The 22664-nt window shown below is 45.7% G+C and carries 20 protein-coding genes and 1 riboswitch; of the genes, 6 read left to right on the forward strand and 14 right to left on the reverse strand.

Going from position 1 to position 22664, the window contains the following annotated elements; all coding sequences use genetic code 11:
- Positions 1–8 precede the first annotated feature (8 nt).
- The 4 genes from B3V51_RS04190 to B3V51_RS04205 all read right to left on the reverse strand — a co-directional run bounded on the left by B3V51_RS04190 (position 9) and on the right by B3V51_RS04205 (position 4341).
- Complete coding sequence (locus tag B3V51_RS04190) at positions 9–998, reverse strand: uroporphyrinogen-III synthase (protein WP_186475292.1); 990 nt, start codon at positions 996–998, stop codon at positions 9–11.
- Between the two features lie 95 nt (positions 999–1093).
- Positions 1094–2128: a hydroxymethylbilane synthase gene (gene hemC / locus B3V51_RS04195; RefSeq protein WP_212564029.1), complete on the reverse strand. Its 1035-nt coding sequence runs from the start codon at positions 2126–2128 to the stop codon at positions 1094–1096.
- 204 nt (positions 2129–2332) lie between these two features.
- On the reverse strand, positions 2333–3070 hold the full coding sequence (locus tag B3V51_RS04200; protein ID WP_223334320.1) for a LytR/AlgR family response regulator transcription factor: 738 nt from the start codon (positions 3068–3070) through the stop codon (positions 2333–2335).
- A 245-nt stretch (positions 3071–3315) separates the two neighbouring features.
- A complete protein-coding gene (locus B3V51_RS04205; protein ID WP_286708040.1) occupies positions 3316–4341 on the reverse strand; it encodes a histidine kinase in 1026 nt (341 codons plus the stop codon).
- 239 nt (positions 4342–4580) lie between these two features.
- Between B3V51_RS04205 and argH the strand changes: the two genes are divergently transcribed.
- Together argH and B3V51_RS04215 are read left to right on the forward strand one after the other, a co-directional pair.
- Positions 4581–5954, forward strand: coding sequence for an argininosuccinate lyase (argH, locus tag B3V51_RS04210; RefSeq protein WP_212564568.1), 1374 nt, complete (start codon positions 4581–4583; stop codon positions 5952–5954).
- Positions 5955–6428: 474 nt separating this feature from the next.
- A complete protein-coding gene (locus B3V51_RS04215; protein WP_286708041.1) occupies positions 6429–6719 on the forward strand; it encodes an oxidative damage protection protein in 291 nt (96 codons plus the stop codon).
- Positions 6720–6802: 83 nt separating this feature from the next.
- On the opposite strand, the gene phoU is transcribed toward B3V51_RS04215, so the two are convergent.
- The 5 genes from phoU to pstS form a co-directional block, all read right to left on the reverse strand.
- Positions 6803–7585 carry a phosphate signaling complex protein PhoU gene (phoU, locus tag B3V51_RS04220; protein WP_058023580.1) on the reverse strand — a complete coding sequence of 261 codons (783 nt, stop codon included), beginning with the start codon at positions 7583–7585 and terminating at the stop codon, positions 6803–6805.
- 100 nt (positions 7586–7685) lie between these two features.
- Positions 7686–8606 (reverse strand): phosphate ABC transporter ATP-binding protein PstB, encoded by a 921-nt coding sequence (gene pstB, locus B3V51_RS04225; protein WP_071002584.1) that lies wholly within the window; start codon positions 8604–8606, stop codon positions 7686–7688.
- 77 nt (positions 8607–8683) lie between these two features.
- Positions 8684–9496, reverse strand: coding sequence for a phosphate ABC transporter permease PstA (gene pstA / locus B3V51_RS04230; RefSeq protein WP_392397101.1), 813 nt, complete (start codon positions 9494–9496; stop codon positions 8684–8686).
- A 153-nt stretch (positions 9497–9649) separates the two neighbouring features.
- Complete coding sequence (gene pstC, locus B3V51_RS04235; RefSeq protein ID WP_093069746.1) at positions 9650–10603, reverse strand: phosphate ABC transporter permease subunit PstC; 954 nt, start codon at positions 10601–10603, stop codon at positions 9650–9652.
- 219 nt (positions 10604–10822) lie between these two features.
- The gene (pstS, locus tag B3V51_RS04240) at positions 10823–11995 is read right to left on the reverse strand and encodes a phosphate ABC transporter substrate-binding protein PstS (protein WP_071002586.1); all 1173 of its coding nucleotides are present in this window, start codon (positions 11993–11995) and stop codon (positions 10823–10825) included.
- 292 nt (positions 11996–12287) lie between these two features.
- Positions 12288–12443, forward strand: a riboswitch (TPP riboswitch).
- Between the two features lie 246 nt (positions 12444–12689).
- On the opposite strand from pstS, the gene thiC reads away from it, so the two are divergent.
- On the forward strand, positions 12690–14801 hold the full coding sequence (gene thiC / locus B3V51_RS04245) for a phosphomethylpyrimidine synthase ThiC (RefSeq protein WP_284718907.1): 2112 nt from the start codon (positions 12690–12692) through the stop codon (positions 14799–14801).
- A gap of 74 nt (positions 14802–14875) precedes the next feature.
- Here thiC and B3V51_RS04250 read toward each other — a convergent pair whose 3' ends face one another.
- On the reverse strand, positions 14876–15766 hold the full coding sequence (locus B3V51_RS04250; RefSeq protein WP_212564033.1) for a fructose bisphosphate aldolase: 891 nt from the start codon (positions 15764–15766) through the stop codon (positions 14876–14878).
- 177 nt (positions 15767–15943) lie between these two features.
- A complete protein-coding gene (locus tag B3V51_RS04255; RefSeq protein ID WP_212564034.1) occupies positions 15944–16792 on the reverse strand; it encodes an EamA/RhaT family transporter in 849 nt (282 codons plus the stop codon).
- A gap of 361 nt (positions 16793–17153) precedes the next feature.
- Here B3V51_RS04255 and B3V51_RS04260 point away from each other — a divergent pair, with 361 nt between their 5' ends.
- Genes B3V51_RS04260 through B3V51_RS04270 form a run of 3 tightly spaced genes read left to right on the forward strand, consistent with a single transcriptional unit; the run spans position 17154 to position 20633 of the window.
- Positions 17154–19067, forward strand: coding sequence for an ABC transporter ATP-binding protein (locus tag B3V51_RS04260; protein ID WP_212564035.1), 1914 nt, complete (start codon positions 17154–17156; stop codon positions 19065–19067).
- Between the two features lie 37 nt (positions 19068–19104).
- A complete protein-coding gene (locus B3V51_RS04265) occupies positions 19105–19995 on the forward strand; it encodes an alpha/beta fold hydrolase (RefSeq protein WP_212564036.1) in 891 nt (296 codons plus the stop codon).
- Between the two features lie 20 nt (positions 19996–20015).
- Positions 20016–20633: an alpha-ketoglutarate-dependent dioxygenase AlkB family protein gene (locus tag B3V51_RS04270; RefSeq protein ID WP_186475303.1), complete on the forward strand. Its 618-nt coding sequence runs from the start codon at positions 20016–20018 to the stop codon at positions 20631–20633.
- A 32-nt stretch (positions 20634–20665) separates the two neighbouring features.
- Here B3V51_RS04270 and B3V51_RS04275 read toward each other — a convergent pair whose 3' ends face one another.
- The 3 genes from B3V51_RS04275 to B3V51_RS04285 all read right to left on the reverse strand — a co-directional run bounded on the left by B3V51_RS04275 (position 20666) and on the right by B3V51_RS04285 (position 22594).
- On the reverse strand, positions 20666–20770 hold the full coding sequence (locus tag B3V51_RS04275) for an EcsC family protein (protein WP_222436685.1): 105 nt from the start codon (positions 20768–20770) through the stop codon (positions 20666–20668).
- Positions 20758–21342, reverse strand: a complete 585-nt coding sequence (locus B3V51_RS04280; protein WP_186475304.1) for an EcsC family protein — start codon at positions 21340–21342, stop codon at positions 20758–20760. The genes B3V51_RS04275 and B3V51_RS04280 overlap by 13 nt, the downstream gene beginning before the upstream one ends.
- A gap of 226 nt (positions 21343–21568) precedes the next feature.
- Positions 21569–22594, reverse strand: coding sequence for an NADP-dependent oxidoreductase (locus B3V51_RS04285; RefSeq protein ID WP_186475305.1), 1026 nt, complete (start codon positions 22592–22594; stop codon positions 21569–21571).
- Positions 22595–22664 lie beyond the last annotated feature (70 nt).

Consider the following 22664-nt stretch of genomic DNA (forward strand, 5'->3'; position numbering starts at 1 on the left):
GACACGCCCTAAGTATTGGTAGTGATGGCTGAAAGAATGGTGTCTGGCGCCAAATCCTCTACACGCCAATAGCTCAAGCGCTGCGCTGCAACCATATTTGCTAAGCGCTCACCCAATACGACATAAGAAAAGTCCGCTAGCGTGAGTGGCAAATTATCTCTTCCATCAGTCATTATGTCATTACTACGTTTTGGTTCTGACATTCTTTCTCTTGCACCTTGGACGATGCTCGTCCAATGCTCAAAAGCAACGCCACTACTCACGACGACGATAGGTTTTGCTTGCTTTGGTGTTGTATTTGTCGTTTGATTACATACAAAAAAATCTTTTTGCCACTGCTGATACTGAGTCATTGCCTCGGTAGGCATTGTACGCTTATACCACGCAATACTATCGACATGTACACCGCGTGCTTGTAAAGTATCGACCAATAATCGTCGCCCGCCCAGTCCGCGCCATATCAAAAGCTTATCACCCGCCTGTAAACGCTCTATCTCAGGCATTGCTAGCATACCTTCATTATTGGCAACTTCAGGCTGTCGTACTTGGTAGTTTGCCGAGTCTATATTGGCTTGAGTCAATGCCGTAGCGGTTGCTTGACCCACTGCAATGATTTGACTTGGGGCTACCAAAGCTTCAGAAGCTATGTTGGCTGCTTTATTGTCCAGTTGCGCATAACTACTATCGTCATGCTCACTGTACACAAGCGACTGCCAAACATTCAACCCAGAAGTGGCCGCCGTTGGGCTTATGATGACCAGAGCCTTATATTCACCTGCTAGCCACGCACGCATTAATGCTAGGTCATCGCCAGTCGTTGGGCGCGGCTGTAACGTCAACATCGGTATCTCAACCACCGTGAACCCTGCTGCTCGCAAATGATTCGTCAATGGCGCAGCGCGTGCTATCGGCCGCGTATTGATGACAATTTTTGGCACCGACCCATCAGTGGATTGATTTTTATGAGTAGACCTAGCTTTAGTTGACGTTGATGACATAGATGTACCACGACAAAAGGCTTGTAGAATGGACTGAATCATCGACCAAACAGTGGATATGTGGATCAATGACTCAGTATGACAAAGTGAATACGCTACTCAGCGTGATAAATCGCTGACAAGATAGCCCCTGCACCATCAGCAAGTAGTATATTGGCAACATCAATACCGAGCTGATTTGCCTGCGACTCTTGCTCGTCTTGTGTACCAACCAATGTCACTCGCTTTTCTGCTTTTAGCAATTTACTGCCATCCGCCTGACCCACACGACCACGGAGCCACAGTACATTACCGTTATCGTTGTTGCCGTTTTCACCATTGTCATCGTTATTCGCACTGGTTTCATCAGCCATTTGCAAGACAGCATAGGCTGCAATCGGGACTTGGCAGCCACCCTCCAAGTGACGGTTAAGCGCACGCTCAGCGATAAGGCGAATACGCGCTTTATCATCGTTCAATGGCGCTAGTAATTTCAACACCTCGTCATCACCTTCACGGCATTCAATGGCTAACGCACCTTGACCAACGGCAGGCAAACAGGCATCAATATCTAGCTGTCCGCGAATGCGCTCATCTAATTCGATACGCTGCAAGCCACTGGTCGCCAAAATAATGGCATCATACTCGCCTGCATCTAGCTTGCCTAAACGCGTACCAACATTGCCGCGCAAGGTTTTGATCTGTAGATCTGGGCGGTAGGCTTTGATCTGACACTGACGGCGCAAACTTGACGTCCCAACAACTGCACCTTGCGGCAATTCATCAATACTATTATAAGTATTTGAGACAAAAGCATCAGTTGGTGAAGCACGCTTGCAATAGACACCTAGTGTCAAGCCTTCAGGCATCTGCATCGGTACGTCCTTTAGCGAATGTACCGCAATATCTGCTTGCTTGTTATACAATGCTTGCTCAAGCTCTTTGACAAATAAACCCTTACCGCCAATTTTGGCCAAAGGTGTGTCCAAAATCTTGTCACCCTTAGTGACAATTTTTAGTAACTCAATTGTCAACTCAGGATAGAGCGCCAGTAAGCGATCACGAATATGCTCCGCTTGCCATAGAGCCAAAGGACTCTGTCGCGTGGCGATGGTTAAGGTAGTCAAAGCAGGTTGCTGCAGATTGCTCATAAAGGGCCTCAATAAATTCGGTACTATAATCTAAATGCTACAATGTCAGTGCTAAGTTGCTGCTAAGCGATTAGGAAAACTTGCCACAAAAAATGGTCGACTCACATCAGAGATAGTAAATGCTGGCGCAAAAAAATACCCCTATTTAAGCATAAATAAGGGTTTGATGATATGGGATGATTATGTCGCTCTGAAAACATCCTATTACATGCTTTGAATTTTGTCACGTAAGGCTGGCAGATGACGACGACTCACGGCCAACGTCTCATCGATTCCTTTAAAACGTATCTGATATTGTCCAGCGTCTAGGGTTTCTAAAAAGTCTAAAAAATTCAGATTGATAATAGCGTTGCGATGCACACGGAACAAACGATCGTCAAACTCTCGCTCTAGCTCTTTTAGGGTCTCATCAATCAATACAATGCCATCTTTGTGACGTACTTTGACGTATTTTTGATCTGCCGCAAAATAATAGATATCTTTGAGCTTAATCAATTCGACCCCGCGATGGGTACGAGCAGCAATATGCTCGCGTATCGGACGCGCCGTTGGATTTGCAAGCTTGCGAATTTCGTTCAATTGCGCCGCGTTTAGGTTTTTTGCTTTGTTCAGTGCTTCTAATAGCTCGTCTTTATTTGCCGGTTTCAACAGATAACCGATTGCATTGGCTTTTAGTGCCGCTATCGCATAATGATCGTAAGCGGTGACAAATATAATGGCTGGTGGATGATCAAGTTTGTCCAGCTCTTGGGCACAGCGCACCCCATCCATCTCAGGCATACGAATGTCTAATAATATAATGTCAGGCTGCTGAGTTTTTACGGCGACAATTGCTTCTGCCCCTGTGGTAGCTTGAGCAACCACCTCATGACCTGACTCCTGTACGATTCTGACCAAACGCTCACGCGCTAAAGGCTCATCATCACAAACTACAATACGCATGTAAACTCCCACCCCCAAACTCTACTGAATATGTTTCGATGGTATGACGAATGTACTGGCCAGTTCAATATGGTGAAATTTTCTGCATCATATTTTTGATAGTAACCACTCATTGTCAATAATTGCCAAATAAAAATCGCAATAACCATATAGATATAAAAGACGATGCAATAAATATGCCACAACATCTTATAATAAGAATATAGTGTCTGAGAACATCATAAAAAACGGTAAAAGAGGAAAGATTATAAACTGACGTCTTGTAAGGGATAGTCAATAATGGTAGTGATGTGGTTACCAGTCACTGTGCTTTGGATATCAGCACTTTGACCAAAGTACGCACGTAATCGATCCGCTTGAATATAAAAATCCATATGCTGACGCAAATCATGGTTAATGATTAAGGTCTTTGTAGGAAGTTCCACGTCGATCTGAATAGCTACTCTGTGCTGCTCCCAAGTGACTTTAATATTAAAATGGATGGTTTCAGTGGTCATCTCAACCACATTGAGTAGCATTTTCTCTAGGACGCTTTGTAAGGTTAACGCCGTAATCACCATATCATACATAATATCCTCATCAGGCAAATCCCAATGGACCTCGAGTTTGTCTGCCAAACGGCTAGACTCGATTGCTAGATAATGCTCACACAACGCAACTTCTTCTTCAAAGCTAATCTCACGTACGCCGCTAAAACTGGCACGATATAAGACCGAAACGTTTTGTAACAAAGCAGAGGCTTTTGACGGATTGGACTCAATGAGTGAGACCAGTGTGTTAATGGTATTAAAGAAAAAGTGCGGGGCAGTGCGAGTTTTTATTAAGTCATTCTGTGCGGTCAATTTGTATTCAAACGATAGCTTGAGCGCATTAAGCTCACGGTAGCTACGCAAAAAGTATAATAAAAATACAATGGTAAAACCGCCCGTCAGTACGGTATTGAAAAACAGATTGGTCATAAAAGCTTGACGATCATATTCCATCAAACCCATATTAATCAAAACCAAAACGACTAAAGCCATAGATACCGTAGCGGCAAACATCATGAGCATGACGATACACACACTAACACTAGGAATACTGGCATTTTTGAAGACAGGGCGCAGATAATCTACCAAATATAATGAAGGTATAACGGTCAAACCGTTTTGTATGGTTCGCGCAACAAGCTTGATGATAAAGTCCGACCAACTGGACAGACCATGCCGCTCAATCACTGTGAGAAACAGTGACCAAAAAGCAATATATGTCAGCCACTGCAAAGGCCTCATGATCTCCATGAGTTTTGGAATAAAAAACTCTAAGCGCGTAGCTAGTAAGGCAACCTCATCATTTGCTATACTTGAGTTCTTACTCTCTTGACTTGTCTTGTACCAATATGAACGCCAATTCTTCAAACCTTAGTAATCCTGAATCAAGTAAAAATTCATTTACTTCTGATTCTAGCACGAATGTCTCAGTAACAAACAAAGATGCACAAAACAGCCCTAGCAGCGCTCAGGGCCAGCAGATGTGGGGTGGACGCTTCAGTGAAGCGACGGACAGCTTCGTGGCTGCCTTTACCGCCTCTGTCGGCTTCGACCAACGCTTTGCTCGTCACGATATTCAAGGATCGATTGCCCATGCAACGATGCTCAAAGAATGCGATATCTTGACTGCTGATGAAGTGGCCACCATTATCGACGGTCTTCATCAAGTATTACGCGAGATCGAAGCAGGTGAGTTTAGCTGGTCAATCGCCCTCGAAGACGTGCACATGAATGTCGAATCACGCCTCACTGATATTATAGGCGCTGTTGGCAAAAAACTACACACGGGTCGTAGCCGTAACGATCAGGTCGCGACCGACATTCGTTTGTGGTTACGTGAAGAAACCGATAATATTATCGAGCTGCTCATACGCTTACAAAGTGGCTTGCTTGACCTGGCTGATCAACATACCGATACCATTATGCCTGGTTTTACGCATTTACAAACCGCCCAGCCTGTCAGCTTTGGTCACCATGTAATGGCGTGGTTTGAGATGTTGTATCGTGATACCGAACGTTTGGTTGACGCCCGTCGCCGTATCAACCAGATGCCCCTTGGTAGCGCCGCACTCGCTGGCACGACGTTCCCGATTGATCGTACTATCACCGCTGAGCTATTGGGTTTTGAAGGTATTTGTCAAAATTCGCTCGATGCGGTCTCAGATCGTGATTTTGCGATTGAGTTCACCTCCGCCGCCTCGATTCTGATGATGCACATGTCACGTATGAGTGAAGAGATTATTCTGTGGATGTCAGCGCAGTTTAACTTTGTGCAGATACCCGATCGTTTCTGTACTGGCTCATCAATCATGCCGCAGAAGAAAAACCCTGACGTGCCAGAATTGGTACGCGGTAAAGCGGCACGTGTCTTTGGTCAGCTAATGACATTACTCAGCCTGATGAAAAGCCAGCCACTCGCCTACAATAAAGACAACCAAGAAGACAAAGAGCCTTTGTTTGATTGTGTTGACACGCTAACAGGCTCACTACTTGCCTTTGCTGATATGCTGCCCAACATTGTCCCAAACAAAGAAAGTATGCGTGCTGCGACAATGAAAGGATATGCTACTGCCACTGACTTAGCCGATTATCTGGTCCGTCAAGGCGTTGCGTTCCGTGATGCGCATGAAGTCGTGGGTAATGCGGTTGCACTAGGCATTAAAGAAGGCGTTGATCTCAGTGACTTATCCTTGGCACAACTACAGCAATTCAGCGATGCCATCGGTGAGGATGTCTTTGACTATCTCACGCTAGAGGGCTCACTAGCAGCTCGTGACCATCTGGGCGGTACTGCGCCAAACCAAGTCAAGCAAGCCGTAATCAATGGCCGCGCTCGTTTAAAAGCCTTTGCTTGATCATATCGTTTTAAGCATAAGTGAACTGACCGCGCTACATCTGACACCCGCTATTGATGCGGGTGTTTTTTATTTATAGTCAATCCCCTGTAAAAGAGCTATAGCGTAGCCTCATTCGGCATCATATGAAACCAGCAACAATAAAAGCAGAAAAAAAGTAGAATGTACGGATAACACCTTATAGATTTGTGTCTGTTTAATAACAGACACGAGATACCCTTTGCTAAATTGACCAAGAGCGTTATCATAGACTCATATGATTATTTAACTTGCCTGCTAGGGCATGTCATCATTTAGATAGCGAGGCTCAAAATAAGATAAATGGTAGTCAAACAAGGAAAAAACTGCAGAGAATATCGGTATATTCACAAAGTTTTTGACGATGTTTGACAAGATGTAGCCATTTTAAGACCGCTAAATGATTTAATGGGCTAATTGATGGCATGCCCTAATATGATAAATAAGGAACACCTGATGACTGAGACTTTTAATCCCCAAGACAATACCGTGTTTTGCCGCAAATATAAGCAAAAACTGCCTAAAATGCCGCATCCGCCCTTCCCTAACAAAAAAGGCCAAGAGCTACAAGACACAGTCTCTGACAAGGCATGGAAAGAGTGGCTAGAACATCAAACCATGCTTATCAATGAGAACCATCTAAGCATGATGGATCCTGAAGCCAAAAAATTCTTGACCGAGCAACGTGATAAGTTTTTGGACAACGAAGATTATGAGCGCGCCCAAGGCTGGACGCCAGAAAGCTAGGCTGAGACCACTGTATTACATCCATAAAAAACGCGCTATAGTAAGCGCGTTTTTTACGTAAGAAGACTATTTTGCCTGCGTTATTAGTCGTCATTACTTTCTAAAGCTTCGTAGTCGTCGACTGACATCGTGCTCACTTGACGAGCAGCCAGACGATCATTGGCTTCTTGCACTGCTTTTTCGACCATGGCATAGTCTGAATGGCGTACATCTTGACCACTGATATAGTTGATCACCAGCTCGGCCACGTTTTGCGCATGATCGCCGATACGTTCAAGCGAGCGCAAAATCCACATGATATTGATAACCTTTGAGACTTGTCTTGAGTCTTCCATGATATAGGTCATCAACGCGCGAATGGCAGATTGATATTCGTTATTGACCACACTGTCATTGCGCATGACCTCAAACGCTTGCTCAGCATTTGATTGACTAAAAGCCTCTAGCGCATTATTAAGCATCAGTCTTACCTGATTGCTCAAATGCTGCACTTCAGCATAGCCGTAAGACGATTTGCCTTGTGCGGCAATTCTGCTGGCCATTTTCGCGATTTTTACCGCCTCATCGCCAATACGTTCCAAATCTACCACGCCTTTACTGATCGACATAACCAGACGCAAATCTCCTGCGGCAGGTTGACGCTTGGCAACCAACAATAAAATATGTTCATCGAGCTCAACCTCCATGCGGTTGATATCAAAATCCATCTCGATGACCTCTTGCGCCAGTGTCTCGTCTCTATCAATAAGTGCATGAATCGCTTTGGCCACTTGGTTGGCAGCACTATCACCCATGTATAAGAACAAACGGATGGCTTCATCAAGATCTTGGTCAAAACTTTTGGAGATATGCTTATCACTTTGCATAAGAGGTATTCCCTGAAATCTATATTTTAGTAGCGCGATATGCTGATTGAGTGAAACGACCCAACTTCAGTATTAGCTCTTCAGTACTAATTAATCACCCCTAGCCATAGCGACCAGTAATATAATCTTCTGTCGCAGTTTGGGTAGGTTTGGTAAAGATCTGATCGGTCTCACCCATCTCGATCATATCGCCTAGATACATATAGACGGTATAGTCTGATACCCGCGCCGCTTGCTGCATGTTGTGGGTAACAATGGCGATGGTATAGTCATTTTTGAGATCTTCTATCAGATCTTCGATAGCGCCCGTCGAGATAGGGTCAAGCGCAGAGGTTGGTTCATCGAGCAGCAATATTTCAGGCTTGGTTGCGACACTACGGGCAATACACAGACGCTGCTGCTGACCACCTGATAGCGACAGGCCGGATGCTTTTAGCTTATCTTTCACTTCTGGCCATAGCGCCGATTTTTTTAGTGCCCACTCCACGCGATTATCTAGCTCGTCTTTGCTGAGCTTCTCATAGAGTTTGACACCAAAGGCAACATTGTCATAGATCGACATGGGAAACGGGGTTGGCTTTTGAAATACCATACCGACCTGCGCGCGTAGCAAGTTGACATCGATGTCTTTGCCCAAAATATTGCGCCCATCAAGGTTGATAGCGCCCTCTGCACGCATTCCTGGATACAGATCATACATGCGGTTAAAGGTACGTAGCAGCGTCGATTTGCCGCAACCTGATGGACCAATGAACGCCGTTACTTTCTTTTCTGCGATATCGATATTGATGTTTTTTAATGCCTGAAAATCATCGTAGTAAAAGTTAAGATCGCGGACTTCCATTTTTGCTTTAGGCATGTTTTTGGGCATATCATGAATACTTTGCTTGGTGAAGTCAGCAGTATTGGGTTGCTGCGATTGCGCACTATGAGACGTGGTTCTATTTAACAAGCTGTCTGTTGTACTGTTAAAGCGATCAGCCGTTGTTTCTGTGCGGGCTTTGCTTACGACATCATTCATAATATTATCCAACCTAGCTTAGTGTATTTCGTATAAATATAAGTAAATACTTGGTATCTTTGCAGCGATATCTGTCTTTATTTGACCTGACCGCGATTGCCAATAAATCTTGCCAAAATATTCAATACCAAGACCGACGCTGTGATCAGCAGCGCGGCTGACCATGCCAGTGTGTGCCAATTATCATAAGGACTCATCGCAAACTGATAGATGGTATTGGGTAAGTTGGCAATTGGCTGACCCATATCGGTACTGAAATACTGATTATTGAGGGCGGTAAATAGTAATGGCGCCGTCTCACCAGTGATACGAGCAAAAGCCAAAAGTACCCCTGTCGTCAGTCCCGCTTTGGCAGCCTTGATAGTCACTTGCGTCACCATTTTCCACTTGGGCGTGCCAAGTGCATAAGCCGCTTCGCGCAAGCTATTGGGTACCAGATTCAGCATATTCTCTGTGGTACGTACGACGACTGGAATGACAATCAATGCCAATGCCAATGCGCCTGCCCAACCAGAGAAACTTTGACCTTTGACCATTAAAGCATATATAAACAGACCAATGACAATGGATGGTGCCGATAATAAAATATCGTTCAAAAAGCGCGTCACTTGGCCAAGCATACTGCCTCTAGAAAACTCAGACAAATAAATACCAGTCATAAGCCCGATGGGTGCGCCGATGAACAACCCTGAAAACGCCAGCATGGCAGAACCCACGATCGCATTGCGCAAACCACCTGGACTCATCGGCGGTGGCGTGTCAGCGGTAAAAATTGGCAGCTGCACCATGCCTTGGAAGCCTTCAATAAACAGCGTCACCAAGATCCATGATAACCAAAATAAGCCAAACACCATGGCTGACATGGCAAACCCCAAACCCAGCTTATTCATCCAGCGACGTTTGTTGTACAGACTCTTGTTGTAACGCCCCACGCTGCTTGGCTTGGTGGTCATGGGCGCATTCATCGCATTGTTAGCAGCCATACTATTTATTTCCCATATCTTTTATCAATATCAATCGAGATCCAATAACCATGCTTAGGCTTATCGGTTACCTGCTTTGTGATCCATGCGCATGAGCATCAGTTTGGCCAACGACAGCACGATGAAGGTGATAATAAACAAGATTAAGCCCAGATGTAGTAAAGATGCTAGATGCAGCTCACTTGACGCTTCGGCAAACTCATTGGCCAATGCTGAGGTGATGGTCACACCAGAAGTAAATAGACTTGGGCTGATATTGAACGCATTACCGATCAAGAAAGTCACTGCCATGGTCTCACCGAGCGCACGACCCAGTCCCAAAATCACGCCGCCAACGACACCCGCTTTGGTATAAGGCAAGATAATCTTGAACATCACTTCCCACGTCGTCGCACCCATACCGTAGGCCGACTCTTTGAGTAGATCTGGCACCACAGAGAAAACATCACGCATGGTGGCAGCGATAAAAGGGATAATCATGATGGCAAGTACCAAGGACGCGGTAAACATCCCTAGTCCCATGGGTGCGCCTGTAAACAGCTTACCGATGATCGGTAGCGGGCCCACATGCTCAATAAACCATGGCTGAATATGCTCACCAAAGAAAGGCGCAAAGACAAACAAGCCCCACATCCCATAAATGATAGAAGGAATACCTGCCAACAGCTCAATGGCAATGCCAAGCGGTTTTTTGAGGAACTTTGGACACATTTCGGTCAAAAATATCGCAATACCAAAACTGACTGGTACAGCGATAACAATCGCGATAAATGACGTCACCAAGGTGCCATAAATAGGCGCGAGTGCCCCGTACTCATTGGCAACCGTATCCCAATTATTACTGCTATAAAACCCCAGACCAAACTCTTGGATACTCGGCCACGCCCCAACAATCAGAGACACCAAAATGCCCCCTAACGATAGGAGGACGAGTATGGCAAACGCTTTGGTAGAGTTGACAAATAAAGCGTCGTAACGTTTTTGTTTAGCCAGTTGGGACCTTAAGTCTGTCATAAGTGTCTCAGCATTGAATGGGTGAATTCAAAAAACCAGGGGGTTCATTTCGTTTTATGACAGCAAACGCAACTTGTATCCGTACTAATGGTTATCGTGAAACATAGCGATTAGTGTTTTGGTCAAATTTGCTGTGATAAAACCTCTCAAACCACTACCGGAGAATAGTGGCTTAAGAGGAGATCAAAAAGTCATTAAGCAGCAGCTTGTACAGATCGTTTATTGCGCTGGCTTATAAACAGGCTGTCCATCGCTACCTTTGACCTCATTCCATTTCTCTTTGAATAGAGCCACTGCTGTATCAGAGAATGGGACATAGTCTAGCGCCATGGCATCATCATCACCTTGGGTATACGCCCAGTCAAAGAAGTTCAACACGCCAGCGACTTGCTGAGGATTCTCTGGTTGCTTGTGTACTAAGATGAAAGTAGCAGCAGCGATTGGCCATGCTTGATCCGTCTCAGAGTTGGTGATGACTTTATAAAAGCCTTCTTGTTGTGACCAATCGATGTCACCAGCGGCGGCAAAGGTTTCAGCAGATGGCTGCACGATATTGCCCGCGGCATTTTTAAGCGCGGCATGTGACATGTTGTTTTGCTTGGCGTAGGCATACTCCACATAGCCGATAGAGTTTTTCATGCGGTTGACGTAGCTTGAGACGCCCTCATTACCTTTACCACCTGCACCAGTCGCAGAGGTTGGCCACTTGACCGTTTTATCAACCCCAACGCTGTCTTTCCAATCTGGTGATACCTTGGCGAGATAATCGGTAAAGTTAAACGTCGTACCTGAACCATCTGAGCGGAATACTGTGGTGATGGCGGCATCTGGCAAAGTCAAATCTGGGTTCAAGGCTTTGATCGCAGGATCATTCCAGTTATTGATTTTACCCAGATAGATATTGGCTAAGGTTTCACCATCTAGCTTCAACTGACCTGGCTCAACGCCATCGATGTTAACGATTGGCACAACGCCACCAATCACGGTTGGGAACTGGATAAGACCAGACTCTTCAAGCTCTTCAGGTGTTAATGGCGCATCAGAAGCACCAAAATCGACGGTTTTTGATTGGATTTGTTTGATACCACCAGATGAGCCAATAGATTGATAGTTGACTTGGCCACCTGTGGCAGCGTTATAGTCAGAAGACCATTTGGCATAGATCGGCTGCGGGAATGATGCGCCTGCACCTGTGATATTCATGGCGATGTTTTCAGCAGATTTGAAACCCGTGTCAGCAGAAGGCGTTGCCTGAGTCTGAGTGGTGGTTTCAGCCGTGGTAGCGGCGCTACTGGTCGTATCAGCAGCTGGTTCTGCCGTCTCTGTTGACTTATTACACGCCGTAAGCATTAATGTACAACTAACGGCCACTGCTAATAACGAATAACGCATGTAGGACTCCTAAAATTTAACAACGATATAAAAAAGCATTGTTTGTGATATGAGCGTTATCTTGCCAAATCTTTATGACAGTTTAATGACAACCTCTCAAATCCTGCATTCGCTTTACACAATATTTAGCAATCGCCTCTAAGTATCAGTAATATCAAGGAATTTTAATTACTATCAATAACTCCTGTTCTTTGTATCCATGCTAAATAGCAAAATAAGCGCCTGATATTTTCATCCAAATTCCATTAGCCGTTAACGCAGAATTTTGTTAGTATGAAGAAGATTTACAACACTGACAGACTCGGGGTGCGGTGTAGCATTGGCCTACTTTATTAAACGTTTATAGTTAAACATTGATAAAAGTAGCCGCTTATCTACATTCGCTGAGAGATCACCCGCCGAACCTGATGCGGTTAGTACCGACGCAGGGAAGTCTTAAGCACGTTGTTATTGATGACAACGGACGCGTAGAAATACTTTTTTATCATCGCTATTGTCTAACGATGCACGCCGCATACGTAGATAACGAGAGAAGATAGAAAGGGGCGTCCACTATTTGATGACCATTAACCGCGACAACTTCTTTGCTCGCTGTTAGGTGTTGATAATATAAATTTGTCTGAATGACGAGTGTTTGCCCCGCAGCTACTGGCGGTGTTGCTTTTATTCAAAAACCAACACGCTAGGACAGCATATGACTATTTCAAACAGCAGCTCTTTTGACAGTGCCTCAGCGGCATCACAAGTCCAAACGCACAACCCAGCCGATAACATACCTCTCGTATCAGACACCAAAGCCGATAAAAAAGCCGACGCACTAAAAACGCCTGCCCACCGCGCCGCCAGTGATGCACGCTTTGAAGAAGACGCGCGCGACTTACACCGTATCCTACCCGCCTCGCGCAAAGTCTATATCGAAGGCTCACGGCCTGATATTCAAGTACCGATGCGTGAAATCAGCTTAACGGATACGCCAGTTGGCGGTACGGGTGATAAGGATGGCGAGCACAATCCGCCTTTTTATGTGTACGATACTTCAGGTGTGTACACTGACCCCAATGTCGAGATTGATCTGACCCGCGGTCTACCCAAACTGCGTGAAAACTGGATCGCTGAGCGCGGTGATACCGAGCAACTAAGCGGTCTATCTAGCTCGTACGGGCAAGCGCGTGCTCGTGACATCAGTACTGCCAACCTCAGGTTTGCTCATATTGACAAACCGCGCCGTGCCAAAGCAGGGAAAAACGTCACGCAGATTTACTACGCGCGTCGCGGCATCATTACCCCTGAGATGGAATATATTGCGATACGTGAGACGCAAAAGCAGCATGAACTGACTGACATGCGTCAACATGAGGGTGAGAGCTTCGGTGCCAATATGCCCAAAATTATCACCCCTGAGTTTGTCCGTGATGAAGTAGCCGCTGGACGCGCAATTATCCCCAACAACATCAACCACCCTGAATCTGAGCCAATGATTATCGGGCGTAACTTTTTGGTAAAAATCAATGCCAATATCGGCAACTCAGCGCTCGGCTCATCGATCGATGAAGAAGTCTCCAAAATGACGTGGGCCACGCGTTGGGGCGCGGATACCATCATGGATTTATCGACGGGCAATCACATTCACGAAACCCGCGAATGGCTAATCCGTAACTCGCCTGTGCCGATTGGTACCGTACCGATTTATCAAGCCTTAGAAAAAGTCGATGGCGTCGCTGAAGATCTGACGTGGGAGATATTCCGTGATACCTTGATCGAGCAAGCCGAGCAAGGTGTGGATTACTTTACCATTCACGCAGGCGTCCTGCTCCGCTATGTACCGCTCACCGCAAAGCGTTTGACAGGTATCGTCTCACGCGGTGGCTCTATCATGGCGCAGTGGTGTCTGGCGCATCACAAAGAGAGCTTTTTATACACGCATTTTGAAGATATCTGCGAGATTATGAAGCAATACGATGTGGCGTTCAGTCTAGGTGATGGCCTACGCCCCGGCTGCTTGCAAGATGCCAATGATGAAGCGCAGTTCGGTGAGCTACGCACCCTTGGAGAATTGACCAAAGTGGCATGGGAGCACGACGTACAGGTGATGATTGAAGGCCCTGGACACGTGGCGATGAACCGTATCAAAGAAAACATGGACTTGCAGCTTGAGCTGTGTGCGGACGCGCCTTTCTATACCTTGGGCCCATTAACGACTGACATCGCCCCAGGTTATGACCATATCACCAGTGCGATTGGTGCGGCGATGATTGGCTGGTTTGGTACCGCGATGCTATGCTATGTCACACCAAAAGAGCACTTGGGTCTACCAAACAAAAAAGACGTCAAAGACGGCATTATTACCTATAAAATCGCTGCACACGCCGCCGACCTTGCCAAAGGTCACCCTGGTGCACAGGCGCGTGATAATGCGCTATCCAAAGCGCGCTTTGAATTCCGCTGGGATGATCAGTTCAATTTGGCGCTCGACCCTGATACCGCGCGCGAATATCACGATGAAACGTTGCCAAAAGATGCGCACAAGTCGGCACACTTTTGCTCTATGTGTGGTCCGAAGTTTTGCTCCATGAAAATCACGCAAAACGTGCGTGAGTATGCAGCAGGACTGGACAAAGATGCCGCCAATAAAAAGGTAACGCCGCAATCAGGCGACTTAAGCGATGATGATCATTTGATCAAAAAAGTCGATACAGAACTGGTCGGACAAGTAGGCGAAGCCAGTGCTGAAGAAGTCCGTCAAGGCATGGCTGAGATGATGGAAAAATACAACAAGGAAGGACGCCAGTTATACAAAGAGGTATAAGCTTTTTACTATAATAAAAAAGCCCAAACCTGACTATCAGGTTTGGGCTTTTTTAGTTTATGTATTTAGTAATATCAAACCTTCGACGCCTGATAAATCTCCTCAATCGACGTATTAATGGTATCGGCAAACTCTTCATCGCTTTGCTGCTTACTCAACCCTTCGGTAAAGGCGCGCGAGAAGCTGGCAATCATACCGGGGTTTTGTTTGAGCTTCGCGCACGCATCAGTGCGGCTATAACCACCAGATAGCGCCACGGCTTTGAGCACTTTTGGATGGTCAACCAGTTCCTGATAAAATCCTGCTTCCTCAGGCAATGTCAGCTTGAGCATTACTTGCTGTTCGTCATTTAAGCGTTCCAGATTACGCAAAATATTGGCTTTTAATAGCACTTCGCAATCATGTTTTTGGGCACTATCAATATTAACCTCTGGTTCAACGATTGGCATCAAGCCTTTTGAGATGATTTGCTTGGCCACATCAAACTGCTGCTGTACAACGAGCTCAATACCATCGACATTTGGCTCATAAATGACTGAGCGCATCTTGGTACCAAATACTGGATAGTTCTTGGCTTTATCTAGCAACAGGTCTAGATTAGGCATCGGCTTCATGACTTGGACGCCGCTCATCTGCTCCGCCAAACCTTTATCTACCTTCAAGAATGGAACGATTTGCTTGTCTTCCCACAAATAGTTGGCGGTCGACTTACCATTGACGTCGCGCTCCATGGTATCTTCAAATAAGATCGCACCAAGCACACGCTCATTGTCAAAACAGTCGCACGTCATGATACGGGCACGCATCTCATGCACCAAATCAAACATGGCCTCATCATTCTCATACTCATCGCCGCTGATGCCGTAATTCTCTAAAGCCTTTGGTGTGCTGCCGCCACTTTGGTCGAGCGCAGCGATAAACCCTGAACCGTCTTTTATGCGCTGTAACTGATTGTCGTATTCCATTGAAAGTACATCCTATTTTTATTGAGTGAAATTAAACATTATAAATCAAGCTTTCTATCACCTATATAAGGTCTGCTATTTGTAGATGACCTTATCATAGGATGATAAGTATGCCTATATAGAAAACGTGACAACATCACTAAAAACTCTACTGAATTCTTCTTTGGACAACATATCTCACGCCAAAAATAAGACGCCCACACAGTATACTGCGAGTAGCAGCCCCACCAAATTGATGCGATTGAGTCGTTCTTTAAACACGCCCACTCCGATCAATGTGGCGACTGCGATGACACCCACGTTCATCCCCGTAAACACAATACTAGGTGAATCGGAGAGCACTTGATGGGCTCTGACATAAGCGTAAATATTACCCATGTTGAGCGCGCCAAGTAGCAATCCAGCGACAAGGGCGTCTGCCTGCCAGCGCACCCGAGTGACGAGCAAATAGACGAGTAATAATAACCCTGCGACGCCAAAACTCACAAACAGTGTCAACGGAAAAGCAGTACCCTGCTTGGCAACCTGCTTAAACAAGATATCGATGATGCCGTAACCCGCCCATACACCGAATAACCACAGCGGTGTGTATTTTGTTTGCTTAGGGGTATCTGTCTGCTGTGGTCGATAAACCAGTGCTCCTAGTGCCAAAAAGCCAAGTACCAATCCCAGCACACGCGTATCTGTCAGCACCTCACCAAATAGCAAAAAAGCGGCAATGATCGGAATAATCAATGATAGGCGCTGGGAGGCATCCGTTGCCACCATTCCCACCGCCTCAATAGCACGTCCAAGAATGATAAACACGGCCGGTAGCAAGATCCCAAGCGCGATGATGATGCCCCAAGCACTGTCTAGCGCATGTATGGCGCCGACATCAGGCTTCAATAAAAGCCAAGTCAGTAAAAAAGCGACGGGATAACCTGCGACAATGGTCTGACGAATATCCATTTTCTTTTGGCGTAGTATTTTTAAAAGCACTGAAACAGCGACGCTACACAGCACCGCAATGGTTAGATACATCATTAAGGCCTACCTTTTGAACCCTAGTACTGGGTATTTATTATCCATACACTGGTGGCGCAGCATCAAGTAAGCCGCTTTGTATTTGACTGATTTCATTAAAAAATATGATTACAACGCTCATCATTCGATCAACTAAGCCAGTTGCGGTCTAGAAGGTAGCAAAATATATTTTTGACAGCAATCTATTTATCCGTATTTCCATGCGCGTTATTGGCAATAACGTATCAACCAAAAGCACTATGCATGGATAAATTACAATTTACTGCACGCCTGATTGCCAAGTTTTGATAAAATACCCTGCTATTTTATTAACATAAGTAACGACTCAAAACCGTTCTGTTTTGACGTATTATTGCCGCCTATGAACGCTCTCTTTCGTTTTTTTGAATCCCGTCTTCCTGCCTTCCCAGAAACGCCCATGCCATTGCCTCGTAAGGGGTTATTGAAGTTTTTGTGGGCCTGTACTCATGGTTTGCGTGGCTGGCTGTTCTTATTTATGATCCTCTCCGCAGGTGTTGGGGTCTATGAGGCCATGTTGTTTGCATGGATTGGTAACTTGGTGGATTGGCTGGGTGCTTATACCCCGCAGACACTGTGGGCAGAAAAAAGCGACATGCTACTGCTGATGTTTGCTGTCTTAATCCTCAGCCCATTTTGGATTGGCTTATCGTCATTGGTACATTTTCAAGTGATCCAAGGCGTGTTTCCGATGCAGATGCGCTGGCGTTTTCACCGCCGAATGCTTGGGCAGTCGATGCAGTTTTATCAAGATGAGTTTTCAGGACGTGTCTCAGCAAAGGTGATGCAAACGGCATTGGCCGTGCGTGATACAGTGATGACCATCACCGATATGATGATGTATGTGGTGGTGTATTTTGTCACTACTGGGGTGATTTTATTTAATCTGGACAGCTTGCTGCTCATTCCATTTGCGGTTTGGTTTGTACTGTTTGGGCTTTCCATGTGGTACTTTATTCCGCGCCTCAAACGTACGGCCATTGTCCAAGCGGATGCCCGTGCGTTGATGACAGGACGCATCACCGATGCTTATGCCAATATCATGACCGTCAAGCTGTTTAGCCACTCGCAGCGCGAATTGGGTTATGCCAAATACGCGATGAATCAGTTTTTGGGTACGGTACACGCACAGATGCGCTGGGTCAGCTATCTTGAGGTCGTCAACCATGCCATCAGTGTGACTCTGATTGGCTCGACTGCAGCTATCGGTGTATATTTGTGGCAACAAGGTGATGTGGGTGTTGGTGCGATTGCCGCAGCGACTGCTATGGCACTGCGCTTAAACGGTTTGACCCACTGGATTATGTGGCAGACTACCAGTTTGTTTGAGAGTATTGGTACGGTACAAGATGGTATGCGTACTCTATCAGCCCCGCAAAAAATCGTCGATAAGCCTAATTCGCAAACACTAACGGTCACTGATGGTCGTATTGTCTTTGATCATATTGATTTTGGTTACGAAGAGGATATGAGCGCTGCCGATGATGAAGGCGCGCGCGTCGATGAGGCGCACACTGCAGGTACCGCACTGGCGAGCAACCGTGTGAAGCTGCTAGATGACTTTTATTTGGACATCAAACCAGGTGAAAAAATCGGTCTGGTCGGACGCTCTGGGGCAGGCAAATCAACCTTGGTGAATTTACTACTACGCTTCTTTGATGTCGATAGTGGCAAAATCTTTATTGATGGACAGGCAATTGATGAAGTCACTCAAGAGTCACTGCGCCAGCAAATTGGCATGGTGACCCAAGACACCTCGTTATTGCATCGTACCATCCGTGAAAACATTGCTTATGGTCGTCCAGATGCCACCGATGCTGAAATTATTGAAGCCACTAAGCAAGCCCAAGCATGGGACTTTATCAAAGACTTAAGCGATGACAAAGGCAACACCGGCCTTGATACTCAGGTCGGTGAGCGCGGCGTCAAACTCTCAGGTGGTCAGCGCCAGCGTATTGCCATCTCCCGCGTAATGCTGAAAAACGCACCAATTTTGCTGCTTGATGAAGCCACGAGTGCCCTTGACTCTGAAATCGAATTTGCTATTACTGAAAGCTTAAACGACATGATGACTGGCAAAACCGTGATTGCCATTGCCCACCGTTTATCAACCATTGCGGCACTGGATCGACTAGTAGTGATGGACAAAGGGCGTATTATTGAACAAGGCAGTCACGAGGCGCTGCTCGCACGCGATGGCGTCTATGCTAAATTATGGCAACGTCAAAGCGGTGGTTTCTTAGGTGAAGACAACTAAGACCCATCAAAATAAATCACAAGGAAGTGTTTATTTTATGGAAGCATTTACAAACAGCATCAATCTTGATGGTAAAAAAGCACGTTACTATCATCTTAGCCAGCTCAATCAGTCAGTTCAAACAGATAACCATCGCCGCACACCCGCGCATTTTTATGGTGGTAATAGTTTCACCGTTGGTACCTATACGCCATTGCTAAATGAGCTGGCAACTGAGTTTGATATCAGCTCACTTGCCCTGCGTGGCTATTGGTATGACAAACCGCACAGCCGTCGTCTAACGCGTGAGCAAGATGCTGACCTGCTTATTGAGTTTTTAGAAAAAACACAAGATAAGCCTGTCGTCGGTATCGGACATTCACAAGGCGCAACCGCCACAGCCATGGCAGCAGCCAAACGTCCAGAGCTATTTTCGCAGCTATATCTGATAGAGCCTGTCACATTCACCAAAAACCAAGCTATTTTGTATAATCTGTTACCGCGCTCTATCCTGCTGAGTCGTGAGCCTTTCAAAAGCACAGTAAATCGGCAATCTACGTGGCCAAGTGTCGATGCTTATTATGACAACTTGCGTGCGCAGCGTGCTTATAGACGCATCAGTGATGAACACTTGCAGATATTTGCCGAACAGAGCTTGAGCAAAAATCCAAATGGAAGTTACAGCTTGATGTTTGCTCCAGAGCAAGAGCTGGCCAACTATTTTGGCGCCCCTCATATCGATGCCGCGCTCAAAAAACTACGCTGCCCCTATACGCTGATTACCGGTAAGCCTACTTTATTCATCAATGATAAGGTACGACAACAATGGCAAAAATTTGTGCCTGATAGCAGCATCATCTCATTGCTAGACTATGGTCACCTGCTGCCAATGGAAGCGCCCAAACTGTGTGCTCAGATCATTCAAGAGCACTATCAACGCAGCAAATAATGAGAGATAACTATTAATCTATGACTGACCTTTTTGCGTCCGCACCCACAGATAATATATTGCCCTATGATGGTAATGTAAACGATCTAGGCATAGTCATAAACGATGCCAATGTCCTCTATAATACGTTGCTAAATGGGTTGCCTTGGCAATCGGATATAGTGACGTTATTTGGTAAAACTCATGTGACGACTCGCCAAATTGTCTGGATGGGAGACACGGATGCAGATTACCAGTATTCAGGGCACACGCGACAGACAATACCATGGTCAGATATAGTGTTCCATGTGAAACAATATGTAGAAAAAGCGTTGGCAGACATCGGTATTGCAGCACATTTCAACACCTGCTTGCTCAACTATTATCCAACTGGCACTGATGGCATGGGCTATCATGCCGATGATGAAAAAGAGCTCGGTCATCAACCAATCATTGCATCTCTCTCCCTTGGTGCCACCCGCAAATTTGTTTTTAAGCACAAAAAAACTCAAGAAAAAGTCGCGCTTTATCTTGAGTCTGGACAATTAATTGTCATGCATGGGGAGACACAGCGCTTTTGGAAGCATACAATCACGAAAACAAAAACAGTCGATACTGGACGGATTAGCCTAACCTTTCGTCAAATGCTTGCAAACTAAAACTGCCATGGTCAGGTTGAGTAAACGATTACCTATGCAATGCGATCTAAAAAACGTTCACGGTAGCATTGATACGCCGCTTCACAGACATTGGCCGTATAGTTGGCATTAACACCGCCTGCCACTACTGCACCCACCGCATGAATGCTTTGCGCGCTTCAGCAGAGGCAGGAGTAGCCACCGCCAACAAAGACATGGCAAACAACTGTTCGCCTTTATCATTCATGTCAAAGCCATAGTAAGTCGCATACTCTCCGATAGCGCGTAGATTGGTAGAGATAAGACCAACGACGTCGGCAGGAATACCTACCCAGCCAACCACCCCTGTCGTCACGCCTTGCGCACTGGTTAGCGCGACATATTTACTTTTGAGCAGCTTGACTTGTTTATCGACAACCGCAATTGGTAGATGTTTGATATCAGAAAGCGTCTTGATTGATGAGCCTTTAATATCAGGCTCCTCTTGATAGCTCTCGATAACGCCTTGAGTGTTCAATGTCCAATTGGCGGCATTACTCAAAGTACTAATGGTTTGCTCAGTTGCTTTTTTTAAGGCATCGCCGAATTGCGGCACATCCATTAATGCATCACCTGCCGCGACAATAGGCGTATTAAGGACCGCAAAAGCTTTGTCCAAAACACCTTTATCAGGGTTTTTCCATGCTTCTATTTCTTCACGCACTTGCGCTTCATAGGCGACATGATCCATGACTTTTTCGTCTGTTTTTTATTCTCTGTATCTTTATTTTCAATGTCTTTATTCATAGTCATAGAACATCCTTTGTTATTACTTCATTTATCAGCGTGTCTCTCACTATCCCACAGCAGACAACATTAGAGAGTAGGCCTGTTGTGTTGTCAGAGACACCATTCTTGTAGAGTTTTATGAAGTACGTAAAGGACCCTATGATTTTTAAAAAACTGGTTAGCGCCTCTTATTCAGAAGCAGCAAGGACAATCTTGCCAAAGGCATCACCCTTTTGTAGCTCATGGTGCGCGGCTACCACTTCTGATAAAGGATAGATTTTTTGGATTTTTAAGGTTAATTGACCATCAGCAACGAGCTGTAAAACACGCGCCATATCATTACCACTACGCTGCGCTTTATACCCTGATACTGCTAAGCTTTTTTGCTCGCCTGCTTCTTTGAGTTTATCCACCCAAATGGTTGGCAACACATTCACGCGCGCGCCCGATTTGAGCACACTCAGGGCGCGCACGCCAGCATCATCGCCAACTAAGTCAAGTAGTACGTCGGCTTGCAAGTCAGGGAACGCTTCGTCTTTGGTATAATCAATCCAGCCTGCCAGCTTGTCAGTATCGATAAGCTCACCGAGCTTGGCATATTTTTCTGGTGAGCAAATAACTGTGACCTTAATATCATCACGGCTTACTTTGTCCATTAATAGCTGTATTAATAAGTGACCGACGCCGCCTGCTGGTGCATTGATTACGACATGCTCACCCTCTTTGATATCTGCAAATTCCACAAACTGTAGCGCTGTTTGCCCAATGCACGGCAATGCCCCTGCCTGCTCTAATGTCACACTCTCTGGCACTTTGGCAAGCATTTTGGTGTCTACCGCCACGTACTGCGCATAGCAACCACCAGTAAAGGTCAAGGCGGCAACGCGATCTCCAATAACGAACTCATCGCTGTTGCTATCAACCACTGTACCTGATACGTCAAACCCTAAAATAGCAGGCTGGTTATTGTCGAATTTTTGTTTTTGGATATTTTCTGCGCCCCACCCTTTGCCTTGGCGGGTTTTATAATCGACAGGGTTGATACCGGCATAGGCGACTTTGACCAATACCTGATCGTCCTGTAATTCAGGGATGTCGACACCATCCTGATATATCATTACTTCTGGTTCACCGAATTCACATATCAGGGCAGCGTGCTGGGTATTGGGGAGTTGAGGTTGTTGGTTATTGTCGTTAGTAGATGGCGTTGCCATAGTGATATATCCTTATATTTTGTTTATTAGTTAGTGCTTACTATTTATTGCAAGTTAGATGACTATTTCA

The organism is Psychrobacter sp. UBA2514, from assembly GCF_002341255.1.
GTDB classification, from domain to species: Bacteria; Pseudomonadota; Gammaproteobacteria; order Pseudomonadales; family Moraxellaceae; genus Psychrobacter; species Psychrobacter pacificensis.